General features: G+C 32.3%; 12 protein-coding genes. 1 reads left to right on the forward strand and 11 read right to left on the reverse strand.

Translation table 11 applies throughout. The annotated features are described in order from the left end of the window. Positions 1-45 precede the first annotated feature (45 nt). From ACU68U_RS06640 to ACU68U_RS06655, 4 genes are all read right to left on the reverse strand, one after another. Entirely contained in the window at positions 46-735 is a 690-nt protein-coding gene (locus tag ACU68U_RS06640) for a hypothetical protein (protein WP_316516014.1), read from the reverse strand. Next, complete coding sequence (locus ACU68U_RS06645) at positions 732-5,465, reverse strand: FMN-binding protein (RefSeq protein WP_446762992.1); 4,734 nt, start codon at positions 5,463-5,465, stop codon at positions 732-734. Before ACU68U_RS06645 ends, ACU68U_RS06640 begins: the two co-directional genes overlap by 4 nt. 244 nt (positions 5,466-5,709) lie before the next feature. After that, positions 5,710-6,663 carry a ketopantoate reductase family protein gene (locus ACU68U_RS06650; RefSeq protein ID WP_446762993.1) on the reverse strand — a complete coding sequence of 318 codons (954 nt, stop codon included), beginning with the start codon at positions 6,661-6,663 and terminating at the stop codon, positions 5,710-5,712. Between the two features lie 19 nt (positions 6,664-6,682). After that, the gene (locus ACU68U_RS06655; RefSeq protein ID WP_094207789.1) at positions 6,683-8,332 is read right to left on the reverse strand and encodes a putative manganese-dependent inorganic diphosphatase; all 1,650 of its coding nucleotides are present in this window, start codon (positions 8,330-8,332) and stop codon (positions 6,683-6,685) included. A gap of 164 nt (positions 8,333-8,496) precedes the next feature. On the opposite strand from ACU68U_RS06655, the gene ACU68U_RS06660 reads away from it, so the two are divergent. Continuing rightward, a complete protein-coding gene (locus ACU68U_RS06660; RefSeq protein WP_316450319.1) occupies positions 8,497-9,018 on the forward strand; it encodes a cysteine hydrolase family protein in 522 nt (173 codons plus the stop codon). 30 nt (positions 9,019-9,048) lie between these two features. Here the strand turns inward: ACU68U_RS06660 and ACU68U_RS06665 are convergent, their stop codons facing one another. The 7 genes from ACU68U_RS06665 to ACU68U_RS06695 all read right to left on the reverse strand — a co-directional run bounded on the left by ACU68U_RS06665 (position 9,049) and on the right by ACU68U_RS06695 (position 14,044). Beyond that, entirely contained in the window at positions 9,049-9,405 is a 357-nt protein-coding gene (locus tag ACU68U_RS06665; protein WP_154272731.1) for a hypothetical protein, read from the reverse strand. Positions 9,406-9,466: 61 nt separating this feature from the next. Continuing rightward, the gene (locus ACU68U_RS06670) at positions 9,467-9,889 is read right to left on the reverse strand and encodes a hypothetical protein (protein ID WP_446762994.1); all 423 of its coding nucleotides are present in this window, start codon (positions 9,887-9,889) and stop codon (positions 9,467-9,469) included. An 81-nt stretch (positions 9,890-9,970) separates the two neighbouring features. Continuing rightward, positions 9,971-10,231, reverse strand: coding sequence for a type II toxin-antitoxin system RelB/DinJ family antitoxin (locus ACU68U_RS06675; protein ID WP_012291209.1), 261 nt, complete (start codon positions 10,229-10,231; stop codon positions 9,971-9,973). Between the two features lie 136 nt (positions 10,232-10,367). After that, positions 10,368-11,570 carry an MFS transporter gene (locus tag ACU68U_RS06680; protein ID WP_154272733.1) on the reverse strand — a complete coding sequence of 401 codons (1,203 nt, stop codon included), beginning with the start codon at positions 11,568-11,570 and terminating at the stop codon, positions 10,368-10,370. After that, a complete protein-coding gene (locus ACU68U_RS06685) occupies positions 11,567-12,616 on the reverse strand; it encodes a radical SAM/SPASM domain-containing protein (protein WP_154272734.1) in 1,050 nt (349 codons plus the stop codon). Before ACU68U_RS06685 ends, ACU68U_RS06680 begins: the two co-directional genes overlap by 4 nt. After that, a complete protein-coding gene (locus tag ACU68U_RS06690) occupies positions 12,603-13,835 on the reverse strand; it encodes a radical SAM protein (RefSeq protein ID WP_154272735.1) in 1,233 nt (410 codons plus the stop codon). The genes ACU68U_RS06685 and ACU68U_RS06690 overlap by 14 nt, the downstream gene beginning before the upstream one ends. Before the next feature lie 56 nt (positions 13,836-13,891). Then, complete coding sequence (locus tag ACU68U_RS06695) at positions 13,892-14,044, reverse strand: hypothetical protein (RefSeq protein ID WP_154272736.1); 153 nt, start codon at positions 14,042-14,044, stop codon at positions 13,892-13,894. Positions 14,045-14,208: the final 164 nt, after the last annotated feature.

The raw sequence follows: 14,208 nt of genomic DNA on the forward strand, positions 1-14,208 counted from the left end.
GATAGTTACATTATATCATTATTATTATTATACAAACAAACTAAATTATCTCTGTTTTTGTGATTTTTTCTTCTTATATATGGATTTTCTTAATCTCAATATAACATAGCTTGCAAAAATAATCGTATATATTATAACTCCAGAGATGTGTGCTTTCCAATCATTTGAATAAAGCACCATTACATGCACATAAATTCCAATGAAAAAAGGATACGCCATTCTTTGAAGTTTCTTCCAATTCTTTGCGTTCATCTTTCTTCGAACTGATTTGAATGATGTCACAAAAAGTGGAATCAGCATCAACAATAAAAATATTGTTATTATTGATGCGATTAGTTCTCTTTTTGGCAAGGATGAAGGATTTGTGAATAGCACTGGAAAATAGTGTATTCCAAATATTATGTTGTGGCTTATAACCAGCAAACTTCCTATGATAGACATTTCTCCACGAATGCTCATCAGTTTTTTCGTAAAATCATTGTGTTTTGTAACAGTCCCTAAGAACATTACTATCATGAATGTTGCCGTTGCAAATATTCCTCTAGCGAATATTTTCATGAAATAATCGTTGAACCAAGTTGGCAAATATCTGTAGTAATCCATGTTGTAATAACACACAACTAGTCCCGTCCACGCATACATTCCTACATAATATGCCCCCGGATGTTTTTTTATCGATTGGGCTGTTAAGCTATAAAAAATTATAGTGAAAAGTATTCCTACTATTAAAGTCATCTAATCTCCTCCTTCAAGTTTTTTACATTTGCTATTGATTCATCATGTATTTTTGTGTCGTCATCTTTTTTCTTGTTTGATTTCAAATATAAATGCTGTGACTGTGTGGAGTTTTGTGATTTTATTACACTTTCTTCGTTTTGTAGTTGAGACTTTTCTGACTTTTTATCCGAATAATCTTCTACAGGTTCTTTTTCATTGTCTTTTTCTTCTACAACAGGTTTCTCGATTTTGATAAACACATAAGATTTTGATATTTCTTGTGTTTTTCTAAGTTTAAATATTATGTTAACTCTAAATTGTCCTACTTTTGTGTAATCAGGCTCTTTTTCAAGTGTTACTTCTACCGATCCATCTTGTGGAATGTTGGAGAATTTCTTTTTGAAATCTTCTATTGTAGGCCTTGTTCCGTTGACTATTATTGGTGACGCTCCATTTCTTTGCGGTGTGAATTTTTCTCCGTTATCTACATCGTCGTCATCTGATATTCCGTCACGGTCTTTGTCACGATACAACCAATATGTCAATGTTCTCACTAATATTTTGCCATTTTTTTCGGCTTTTAATTTTAGTGTGAATGTTTTGAATCCACTTCCATCTTCCGGCCAGCCTTCTGCACTTATTTGTGGTGTTCCTGTTATTGTCGTTCCGTCAAATGATAATCCTTGTGGCAATCCATCTATTTTTGCGATTATTTTCGCATCTTTGTCCAAACTTGTAACTGTCGCCGGTCTGATTGGTTTCCCTTCGATCCATTTTTGTCCGTTGGAATCCATCAAGCTAGTGTCAATTACTTTTTGATCAACAGGGATTTCTTCTTTTGATTCTTGTTCAGCTTTTTTGTCGACTGGTTTTTTCACTATTACCATTATATAGCTTTTTCCAACTTCTTTTGTCCCTTTGACTCTGAATAGCAGATTAACTCTTTGTGGAAGTTCACTTACTTTTGTATAATCAGGTTCTTTTTCAAGTGTTACTTCTACCGATCCATCTTGTGGGATGTTGGAGAATTTCGCTTTGTAATCTTCTAGGGTTGGTTTTGTTCCGTTGACTATTATTGGTGACGCTCCATTTCTTTGTGGTGTGAATTTTTCTCCGTTATCTACATCGTCGTCATCTGATATTCCGTCACGATCTTTGTCTCGATACAACCAGTATGTCAATGTTCTCACTAATATTTTGCCATTTTTTTCGGCTTTTAATTTTAGTGTTATTGTTTTAAATCCACTTCCATCTTCCGGCCATCCTTCTGTGCTTACTTGTGGTGTTCCTGTTATCGTCGTTCCGTCAAATGATAATCCTTGTGGCAATCCGTCTATTTGAGCTATTATCTTCGCATCTTTGTCCAAGCTTGTCACTGTCGCTGGTCTGATTGGTTTTCCTTCGATCCATTTTTGTCCGTTGGAATCCATCAAGCTTGTGTCGATTACTTTTTGATCCACTTCAATTTCTTCTTTTGTTTCTGATTCTTTCTCTTGTGGTTTTTCTTTTTCTTTGTCTTCGACAAGTTTCTTGTCCGATTCATTTCCCGACAATTTGAATGTTACAAATATTACGCTTGGCAAGTTCGGATTGTCTTTCGATACGAGATGATAGTTCGCTTGAGTGTTGTTGATTGCAGCGTTCGATGTTGTATATTCGTATCTTTTGTTGTTTTTCGATACTGCGCGAAGTTTTACTTTTGAAAATTCAAATGAGATTGGCGCATCAATTGTCTGTCTGTCTGCGATGTTGTTTGTGTTTTCAAAATCTTTTGATGCGTTTTCCAATCTATACCATTTGATTCCGTCAACGCTGTATTCCAATCCTACGATATAATCCTTGCTGTAGTTTCCGATTAGAATTCTGAACTCATCGTATGACAATGATTTTTCGTGAACAACTTTTGCTTTGATTACGTTCGTATCGGAATATTTTGACAAATCATTCGTAATTGCGTTGCCCTTGTCATCTGTAATTGAAATTCCATTTGCTTGAAAATCTGTCCAGCCGATTTTTTCAGATGAACCGTCTTTTTTGATTACAATAATCTTCATTTCAGAAAAATCTGCTGCATCGTTTTTGTTCACTTCAATTGTTTTGTTTTTAGGTGATATAATCTTGATTTCTTTGACATCTGAATTATTCTTGTAATCATTTGACGATTTTGCTGTCGCTTCTCTTGTCGATTGTGCGATTCCACTTGCGCTCACAGTCGCACCCGATATACTGTCAAACATTTCTTTTGAGTTGTATTTGTCTGACATGTATGCTTTTACAGTTCTCGAAAGTAATGTCAAATCAGATTCTGTCTTAATGTTGTTTCCAGAAAGTCCATTCAAAAGCACGCTGTATTGTTTTCCAAATAATTCTTCTACTTTTGATTTCGGATCTTTGCTGTTTCTAATTTGTTCGAAATACTCGCGGTATAATCCCATTTTTGCAAGATTGAGTCGTCCTTCTTTTCCTTTTAAGAACGACAAAACTTTCTCAGCTTTTTTTCTAAATGGCCCCATATCGTCTCCGTATTCAGAATCTTGACCTACTTTGATGTCAGATATTTCGCCATTTTCAACTTTGATGTAGGTCTTAGTTTTCCTTGTGTTGATGTAACCGATGCCCCATCCGCTATACTCTCCATCTCTCAATGGATTATTGTTGTAGTATTTTTTCAACGCGTCGTCAATTTTTTGTGGGTCATTCTTGTCATTATCTTTCTTGTTATTATTCGGATTTTCTTTTTCCGGTTGTTTATTGTCTGGTTGTTCGTTGTTTTCTTTTTCTGGTTTTTCTGGTTTTTGATTAGATTCGTTTGGAGCGACTCCTGCTTTGGATAACGCATTGTTGACTGCACCTATAATTCCTCTGCTTGAATATGTCGCTGTGGATACTGTGTCCACCGTTTTTCCAGGTTTTCCAAGAATTCTCGAAATAACAGCCATTGCTTTTGCAAAATACGGCGCATCATCACTGTGAGATATTATTTCCACACCAGAGATTAATCCGTTAGTTATTGTAACTTTAACTGTTATTGGTCCATTGAATCCTTGTGCGATTCCTGTAAATTGACCATCTTTTAGTTTGGCATCATTTATTTTTCCGCTGCTGTTTGTGTTATTATTTTCTGGTTTTTCTGGAATGTCTTGTGGTTTTTCTTCGTTTTTGTTACCCGAATTTCCTTGAGAATTTTCTTTAGAATTTCCTGCTGAATTTTCCTTGGATATATTTGGCGCTACTCCTGCTTTGGACAATGCGTTGTTGACTGCATTTATAATTCCTCTACTTGAATATGTCGCCTGTGATACCGTGTCCACCGTTTTTCCAGGTTTTCCAAGAATTCTTGAAACTACAGCCATTGCTTTTGCAAAATATGGTGCATCATCACTATGAGATAATATTTCTACATTTGTAATTGATCCATTGGCTATTGTAACTCTAACTGTTATTGGCCCACTGAATCCTTGTGCAACTCCTGTGAATTGACCGTCTTTTAGTTTTGCGTAATTTATTTTACTGCTGTTATTCGTTTTTGAATTATTTTCTGGGTTGTTTTGTTTTTTGTTATTTTCTTTTTCTTGGTTTTTATTTCCTGAAGATTTTTCTTTAGAATTTTTTGATTTTTCCTTTGATATGTTTGGCGCTACTCCTGCTTTTGACAGAGCATTATTCACCGCGTTGATAATTCCTCTGCTTGAATATGTCGCTTGTGATACTGTATCCACTGATTTCCCTGGTTTTCCAAGAATTTTCGAAATTATACGAGAAGCTCTTTGGAAATATGGATTATCATCGTGATGAGATAATATTTCTATTTTCGCAATGGATCCTTCTTTTACTGTAACTCTTACTTTGATTGGCCCGTTGAAACCTTGTGCGGTTCCTATGTACTGACCATCTTTTATTTGTTTGCTTCCTACGGAAATTTTTCCGACAAGATTTCTGATGCTTTTCTTACCTGATTTTGCGTTTGGATTTACTTTTGAAATCTTCGCTTTTTCTTTGGAACCTGCTTGTGCTAACGCTTTGGATACTGCTTGTTTGATTGCGTTTGAAGATATCGTCGCTCCTGCAACAGAATCCACATTCACACTTCCTGTGCTTAGAATTCTGTCGATCACAGAAGATGCTCTGTTAAAATACGACGGCGTTTCGTTATTTGAAATCACATCAATATTTGTCAATTTTCCATTTGTTACTGTGACTCTTACCGATAATCTTCCACCATAACCATTGGAACTTGCTTCGTACACTCCATCTTTTAGTCCTTTTGTGACTACATTTGGTGTGTTTGATTTTTGTGTTTTTTGTGCTAGTTTTGGTGTTTCTTTTTTTGAACCAGCTTTATGTAGTCCATCTCTTACAGCATTTTTGATCGCTTCAGATGAAATCGTCGCTCCCGAAATCGAGTCCACATCGGTGTTTCCTTTTTCCAAAATCTGCGCAATAATTACAGATGCTTTTTCGTAATATTCAGGTGTTTCATTGTTTGTTACGACATTAATCGCCGACAATTCTCCATTTTTTATTTTAATTTTGACCTTGAAATCTCCACCGTATCCCTGGCTATTTCCTTCGTATTCTCCGTCCTTTAATCCCTCTACATTACTACCAGATGCTATTTGTGTTTTGTTGTTTGTAGCGTAATTTATCTTGTGTTTTTTATTATAAGAAATAATAGAAAACGCCATCGCAACTGTTACTAATGTAGCAAGAGTAAAAGATAAATATTTTTTTAATTTATCTCTATCCATATTTTTCCTTTCTATAAGAAATTTATACTAATATTTTCCAACTTATGAACTATTCATCAGCTCATAAATGGTTTTGATTATCAGTATCGCTTTTTATTATAAAAAAATTTCTTAAAAAACGCAATACTTTTGTAAAATAAATTTAATGTCCTTTTATTTGCTTTTTTATTTTAGCAAACAAAAACCACCAATAAAATTGGATAAATTCCAAAATTATTGGTGGCAATAATTGTCGTATTTTATTTTACAAACTAAACATATTTTCGTAGTTGTTCATTTGAACCATTGCTAATCTGTAGATTGTTTCATTAACTGGTGCTTCAAGTCCAAGTTTTTTCGCTTGTCTTACGATTGCTCCGTTCAAGAATTCTGCTTCTGTTTTTCTGTGTTTTTGTGTATCTTGTGCTGCAGATGGCAATATGTCTCCGTATTCTTCAAACGCATCTGTGACGTATTTTCTGAAAAGTTTGTCGCCATCGAAGTCGTAGCCCAATTTGTCAGTAACTGCTATGAATTCGTCTGAGATAGCTTTTAAAATTGCTACGGAATTTTCGTCAGTTCTAGTGTATTTTGTGGACAAATGCATTACTGCGCAAGGTAGGTTGTAGATTGCGTTGATGTATAATTTTCTCCACATAATTCTGTCTACATCTGGGTTTAGTTCTGTTTTGATGTCGTTCATGCTGAATGTTTTTTCGATTTCGTGGAACAATTTATCGTCGTGGTTTTCATTGATAGCGCCAAATATTACGTTGGTTTTGTCGCTGTCGTATCCTGCACTGATAACTCCTGGTTCTTCGATAGATGCAGAGATGAACATAATTCCTTGTGCGATGTTTTCTTCTTTGATGTACTTTTTCAATATGTCGACGTTGCCGATACCATTTTGAAGTGTCATTACGACTGTTTTGTCGCCTACGATGTTCATATTTTCAGTCAAAATCTTTTCTGTGTCGTATCCTTTTACAAGAATTACAACGACATCTTGAACTTCCAACTCTTTTGAAGATGTGTTTGCAGATGTTACTTTTACTGTGCTTTCGCCGCCAGTTCTGTCGATAATTCTGATTCCATCTTTTCTAATTTTTTCCATGTGAGCTTCGTATGGATCTACTAAATTGACTTCGTTACCAGGAGATTCGATTGCTTTTGCAAGCATACAACCCATTGCTCCTGCCCCTAAAATTGTAATTTTCAATTTATCTCTCCCTTTCAAATTAATTCTCTTGGATATATTTTAACACAGCTTGGTTAAGTTTTGGGATCATTTGTTTTTTTCTTGAAAGAAGTCCCTTTGCCAAGAATGAATTGTTGTCGATTTTAGTATCGAAGGCCCCTGCTAATTGTTCTTGGAACATTCCAGAAACCAAAACTTCGCTTTCTTCTCTAAAGATATCTGTAAGAATTAGTACAAATGTAGCTTCTTTCTTGTCGTTTCTAATTTTGTTCATTTCTTCAAGTAAACTGTCTTTGATTTTGCCAAGATTATCCAAATCCATTGAGAAGATTTGTGCGACTCTACAAGTGTATGATTCGATGTTGAATGTCTTCACATCAGTGTTTAACAAATCTGCTGGTGATTTTCCTTCTAAAGATGTTCCAGCTTTGAACATTTCCATCGCAAATTCTTCTGGGTTGATGTTGGCAATTTTTGCCATTCTATCCAAAATCATTCTATCTGTTTCAGTTGCAGTTGGTGATCTGAACAATAATGTGTCGGAAATTATCGCTGAACACAACAATCCCGCAGTTTGTCTTGTAGGAACAATTCCTTTTTCCAAGAACATTTTGGAAAGAATTGTACAAGTTGATCCAACAGGTTCGTTTCTGAAATAAACTGGGTTTTGTGTAGCTACATTTGCAACTCTGTGGTGGTCGATGATTTCTGTGATGTCGCAGCATTCCATATCATCAACTGATTGGTTTCTTTCGTTGTGATCCACCAAGATTAGCTTCTTCTTTTCTTCATTGATAACGTGATATCTGGAAATATTTCCCACAACTTTGTTTTGATTGTCAACTACTGGATATGATCTGTATCTTGTCTTGGACATTGTGTTTTTCACATCTTCAACAGTGTCTGTCAATGTGAAATTAACCACATCATCTCTTGTCATGACGTAATTTACAGGCACAGATTGTGGAAGAAGACGTGCTGCCATGTATGTTTGGAATTCCGTAGATATAACGATAATGTCCTTTTGTTTTGCTTTTTCTATCAATTCATCTGATAATTTATTGCCACCAGTAAGTATAATCATGGACACATTCTTATCTATCGCATCTATTTGTGAGTCTTCTCTGTTACCTAAAATCACGATGTCGTTTTCTTCCAAATACTTCGCCATTTGTTTCGGATCCATCGCTCCTACGACCATTTTCCCGGATAACGCTCTGTCTTCTGCTGGAATATTCAAAATATTTGCGCTCAAAACATCGATGATATTTTCCACAGGAGTTTCTGAGTGGTGAAGGATTTGATCGTCCCACACTTCCATGTAACATTTTGTGATGTCAGAAATTGACACAACCCCAAGAAGTCTTTCTTCGATGTCGATTACTGGCAAACTTGCGACATTTTTTTCTTGCATAATATTAGTCGCTTTGTAAAGGCTCGCGTTTTGGGACACGCATGTTGCCACATCAATGCTCAAATCTTTGACTTGTGGCTTCATTGAGTCCTTGAAAGTAGGTGCATCCACTCCAAAATAATCCAACACGAATTGAGTTTCTCTGTTGACATCGCCAAGTCTTATCGCTTCGACGTTCTCTTCTCCAGTTCTTTTCTTCAATTCTTGATAAGATAACGCCGCACAGATAGAATCTGTATCAGGGTTTTTGTGACCAGTTATATATATTTTATCCATATTTTCTCCTTCATAAAAATCAACCAAACATTATTTTTCTGCCGATTGATTGTTTAATTTTATTTTCCTAACCTTTATGATTATATACCAATCTTTTGATAATTTAAACACTTATTGTAAAAAATTTTGTATTTGAGATATAATAACTTAAAGGAGTGACATAAATGGATAAACTTTTAATCGTAGTAGACTTTCAAAATGATTTCGTAGACGGAGCTTTGGGATTTGACGATGCAAACAAACTTGAAGACAAAATCTCTGACAGAATCAAAAAAGCAAGAGAAGACAATGAACAAATCATCTTCACATTCGATACTCACGAAGAAAATTATTTGAACACACAAGAAGGCAAATTCCTTCCAGTAGAACACTGTCTAAAAGGAAGTAACGGACACAAATTGTACGGAAAAGTAGCAGAATTAGTAGAAAAAGAAGACATATTAATCGAAAAACCAACATTTGGTAGCATTGAACTTTGTGATTACTTAAAAGAACACCAATTCTCAGAAATAGAATTGTGTGGACTTGTATCCAACATCTGCATACTTTCCAACGCAATATTGGCGAAAACATTCAACCCAGAAGCAACAGTAATAGTCGATAAAAACTTGACTGATAGCTTCGATGAAAAACTAAACAAAGAAACATTCGACATACTCAAAGGAGTACAAGTCGTAGTAAAGTAAAATAGCAGCCGTGGCTGCTATTTTTGTTTGTTATTTTATATTGTCATCTGAATAACCGATTGATATGTTTTCATTGAGGACGTATTCTTTTGCTGCTTTGTAGTCTTGGTTTTTGTTGAATTCCAACAGCTTATCTTCGTGTTTTTTGGTTACGTCTTTGCCATCTTGAGTCAATACCAAATGTTCTTCGTCCTTGGCAAACTTTTCTAATGTAGCTTTAATTAAAGTATCGTCTTCTTTTTCGGGATTTTCCTTGACGTATCTTTCAATTATTCTATGAGTGTCAGCATCGTCAGCCTTTGTCATGTTAGTTAAAAAATACGCATTGCACACAAGTGATATTGCAAAAAGTATTGCCACAATTGTAAATTTCTTATCATTTTTCATGATACTCCTCCTTTTTTTGAAAACCTTTTTATTAAACTTAAACACCTATTCCAAAATATTTTTACAATTTATTGTATTCTTTTGTTAAGTTATCTCTCAACATTTCAATATTTTCCAAGTATTCATACGTTGAATCGTACACTTGGTTGATTTCTTTTCTTATTCTCCAATCTGTAAATGGATTGTCGAACACAATGTCTAACATAAAATCTCTCATTGAATACAAATCACCGAAATCTTCCAATTCCACGTGAATGTCCGACAATTCTTTTTTTAATCTAAGTGAAAGATTTTCGATTAAGTGAAGTTTGCTTTGAGCTTTTTCCATTTTGCTTCTCTTGAAAAAGCCAATCATACCATCGCCAAATATAAAATCTGCCATCGCCCAGTTTTTCGCCGATTTCAAATCGTTAAGTACATCTTCAAGTTTTATCACCAAATCATCGCACACATCAATAGCTTCTTTTATTTCTTCTTTTTGCATAGTCTACTCTCCTTCTTATACAATATTTACCACAAAAATCGTCAATTTATTCACTATTTGACATATTGTAATAATTGGAGGTTATTTGTTGTTTACCTCATGAATAGTCCCGCCTGTTTTTTCCATTTGTTCTATAGATTTTTTTAATCTTTCTATGTTTTCAGCGCTGTAAAACGGATCTTTTTCTGTAGATATTTCAAAAGGAATTTTTCTTTGTCTGACAACTGTTCTTGCGAAGATATTAAAAGCTGTGGACATACTCATTCCAACTTCTGAACAAAATGAATCAAATTGTTTTTTTAGATTTTCATCCATTCTTATATTAATATTTGTTTGTGCCATAATACCATCTCCTTCAACATTATTTTATCATAAATAACATACAAATAACATACATTTTAAATATTTTCGTTCAAAAAAATCCACCAGATTTTACAACCTAGTGGACTGTTTTAAACCATTAATTTTTATTTTCAATTTAATTTGAATTTGTTTTTATTCTATATAGAACTATTAACGAAATGATGAACATACTTACGCCGATAAATGACGTGATAGAACTTAATTGAAACTTTTCAGTCACTATTCCTGCACTAAGCAAACCCAAAGGCACAGCTATATTTGAAACCAACATAATAGTAGACATGCTTCGTCCTAAAACTTCCAGTGAAACAACTCTTTGAATATATGTCTGAAGATTAATTCCAATGACACCCATGCTAAAGCCTAGAAGTATAATACATATCAAGTTATATACATAATTTGAAAATTTTGCAAACATAAACATAGTTATAGCTTCTCCGAAAAACCCTAAGACTATAATCTTTTTTTCATCTACTTCCTTCTTAAAATTACTTAAAAACAAAGAAGAAAGTAGTGTTCCTAGTGCGATTGCCGATGTTAGCATACCAAATAATATACCTTGACTAATATTTTGATTTAATATATATTTTGATATATATATTGTTGTAGGTGATATAAAAAAATTAATTATTCCTCCTCCAAAAATACAAAAAGTTCTTAAATTTGAATCTCTAAATATTTCTTTAAATCCTTGTAAATAATCAGACTTTTGTTTAGATAATCCTTCCACTCCCAAACTTTCGTTTTTTTTGTTAATAAAAGTATACTTTATCATCTTCATAAAAATGCAAGCAACAAAAAAAGAAACTCCATTAAACAAAAATAAATATTTAGCACCCATTAGTGCGTATAATAACCCTGCTAATCCAGGTCCAACTATAGATACCATACTTTCAGTACCATTCATGAATGAATTAGCTCTTAGAAGATTATCTTCATTAATCAATTCAGGCAAGAAAGACATTTCAGAAGTTTGAGTGATAATATCCAAGCTACTCATTATAAAAGTAATTATGAGTATATATGGTATCGCTAAGTTTTCTATTACACTAATCATCAATAATATACAAAAGATCCCATTTAGTATATCTGCTTTAATTATAATATTCTTTTTGTTTTTGCTATCTGCTAATACTCCAGCATATGTACCAAAAATTATCTTAGGCAAAAAATTCAAAACTAAACTCAATGATGCCCAAATTGTGCTATTTGTTCTGTTTAATACATACCACATTATCGCAAAATCTTGAAACACATCTCCTGCACTTGATATTATATTTGCTATAAATAGATTTTTAAAATTTTTATCCTTTATCATATTTCTCTCCAGCACTGACTATCTCTCATGTTAACTGCATTACATGTCGCACAACAACCTCTACATATTAAAAACAACTTGCATGATTTACACCCTTCGTAATATTCTCTTTTTAATACCCCACTATCTTCTTGATTAATAAGAATATCATGCAAGCTATCTCTGTAAATATTCCCCAATAAAATATTTCTGACTTTTGCACATTTATATACATTAGCATCGTAATTAATAACAAAGCAGTATGGATTCAGCATGCTACAACCAGAAATCGTATGAATATCATTTATTATCCCCATTTCGTAGAATAAAAGATTCCACAAGTGATCTCTAAATAATAATCTCATTTTACTACCTGTTTTTAATAATTGTATGTAATAACTTAAAATATTTGATAGTAGGTTTTTATATTCTGTTGGCGATATATAAAATTCACTACTTTGATCTAATGGAGCAAGTCTAGCAAAATCAAAATATTCAACACCCTTTTCACTCATTAATTTCATAGAATTAAATATATCTACATAATTTTTTTTACTGAGTGTATATTTAATTAAGACTGGAATATTTTCCTGATGTAATGTATCTATTGCATTTAGTGTTGTCTTGAAACTTCCGTTACTTCTTATTGAGTCATGTATATTTTCCAATCCATCTAGGCTTAAATGGTATTTAGCAATATTTAATTTTTTTAGATTTTTTACTAGATTACCGTTAATTAATGTTGGATTTCCTTTAATCGAAACATTTATACCTTTCGCTGAATATTCACTAATAATTGACTCAAATTTAGGATAAAGTAATGGGTCCCCGCCTGTAAACGAAATATATAGTTTCCTATTATTTTTTTGTGATATTTTCACAAATTGATTAATAAAATTTGAAATTTCTGTATATTTAATATCTAGGTTTCTATATTTATCCTTTAAGTAACAATGCTCGCATGATTCTTCACATCTAGATGTTAAATGAACTTGCAAGTACGATATTGTTTTAAATGCTTCTGATTGGTTAATAAACTGATTTTTTATTTCGTCAATTAATTTCATATATTAATACCCCTTTGTAAAACAAATAGAATAATAAACATACCATACTATCATTAATATGTTTGTTTTGATTTATCCTATGTATAAGTTCTAATATACTAATTTTAAAATGAGCAATTAATCCATCTTCATTATCAAAAATTTTATATGTACCATTTACTTTCTCTTCTTTTATACCTTCATTCAATTTTATTGTGCCGTGTTTCAATTTTATATTGAAATTATTTTGCCAACTGCTAAGTAGCTCATAACAATCATTTATATCTTCATATGATGAATCTTCTAATGGACACTTTTTGCACCTATTAGAGAAGATACAAGATGAACAGTAGCAATTCTTGTAATTTTTTATTGGTTTACTTTCTAATAATTTAAGTCTATATTTATCTAAACTCTCACTTAAAATTTCCATATTTTTCTCTTTAAATAATTTATCTAGTTTCTCCCAATCAGTACACAAAAATGACTTCCCATCATTTCTAATATAGAGTATGTCTCTGTTTTCATATATAGGACAAATAGAAACGTATTTATTCATATTGATATTATATTTATTGTTTAAATAGTCTATTATTAATGGGGTAGTATTTATTTGAATATTAATGTGTTCATATTTTAATGATTCTTCGGAAATTTTGTAAATACTTTCTATCCATTGCTTATTACTTAATGAATAATCTTTATCATTTCCGCTTACTCTATTAAACGTAACTGACGTTAACTTAAGTTTATTGTAGGTACTGAATAGCGACCTAATCTCATTATAATTATAATTTGATATAACTGTATTCACTATTATTTTTGTTCCATAACAATAAGTGTTCAACTTCTTAATATTTTCATAATATTTATCTGTATTTCTTATGTTTCTTAGTAAACGATTAGAAGTAGAATCAAAACCATCAATACTTACAATTACGTAGTTAACATTATTTCCTTTTAATAATTCTAATAACTTGTCATTAATATTTGTTGCATTAGTTACCAAAGAAATCTCGTTTCTGTTTTGATTCAACTTAGTTAATATGTAATCAAAATTGTTAGCAAGAGTGGGCTCTCCACCTAAAAGATGTACATGTGAATTAGGTTTTATATTTTCTATTATTTTATTAATACTATCGATAGAGTCTGACGCATTTTTAAAATGCTTTATTTTAATGTTATAACAATATTTACAGTTTAAATTGCATTTATTTGTTAAATCCCAGAAATAAATCATTTTCACACCTCAAAAAGTCAGTGGAAAGTTTTAACACTATCCACTGACTATCTTCTTTAACACAAAACATTTATAATAGTTCCACCTGGTCCATTTACCTCATTAGATACTTGAGGATCAATAGATTCATTCATTATTTCTCCAAAAATATCTTCATAATCAAGTTCTGAAAAATTCAAAATATTTTTTTCGTTTACAGTAACTTCCATAATTGCCTCCTTGTTAATTTGTAATTAAATTATAACACACTAAAACGTTTTTGTAAATTTTTTCTTCTGAATTAAAATTGAAATTAAACTGTCTTCAATTTTTTAATATAATTTCCCTTCAAAATTTTATAAATCTTGAACTATTAAATAAAATTTTCTCATAA

Source organism: Finegoldia sp. P3-F-LR (assembly GCF_052932165.1).

Coding starts and splice junctions, on each gene's coding strand:
- ACU68U_RS06640 (WP_316516014.1), bottom strand. CDS start 735: ATGACTTTAATAGTAGGAATACTTTTCACTATAATTTTTTATAGCTTA.
- ACU68U_RS06655 (WP_094207789.1), bottom strand. CDS start 8,332: ATGGATAAAATATATATAACTGGTCACAAAAACCCTGATACAGATTCT.
- ACU68U_RS06695 (WP_154272736.1), bottom strand. CDS start 14,044: ATGGAAGTTACTGTAAACGAAAAAAATATTTTGAATTTTTCAGAACTT.
- ACU68U_RS06690 (WP_154272735.1), bottom strand. CDS start 13,835: ATGATTTATTTCTGGGATTTAACAAATAAATGCAATTTAAACTGTAAA.
- ACU68U_RS06680 (WP_154272733.1), bottom strand. CDS start 11,570: ATGATAAAGGATAAAAATTTTAAAAATCTATTTATAGCAAATATAATA.
- ACU68U_RS06685 (WP_154272734.1), bottom strand. CDS start 12,616: ATGAAATTAATTGACGAAATAAAAAATCAGTTTATTAACCAATCAGAA.
- ACU68U_RS06675 (WP_012291209.1), bottom strand. CDS start 10,231: ATGGCACAAACAAATATTAATATAAGAATGGATGAAAATCTAAAAAAA.
- ACU68U_RS06670 (WP_446762994.1), bottom strand. CDS start 9,889: ATGCAAAAAGAAGAAATAAAAGAAGCTATTGATGTGTGCGATGATTTG.
- ACU68U_RS06665 (WP_154272731.1), bottom strand. CDS start 9,405: ATGAAAAATGATAAGAAATTTACAATTGTGGCAATACTTTTTGCAATA.
- ACU68U_RS06645 (WP_446762992.1), bottom strand. CDS start 5,465: ATGGATAGAGATAAATTAAAAAAATATTTATCTTTTACTCTTGCTACA.
- ACU68U_RS06660 (WP_316450319.1), top strand. CDS start 8,497: ATGGATAAACTTTTAATCGTAGTAGACTTTCAAAATGATTTCGTAGAC.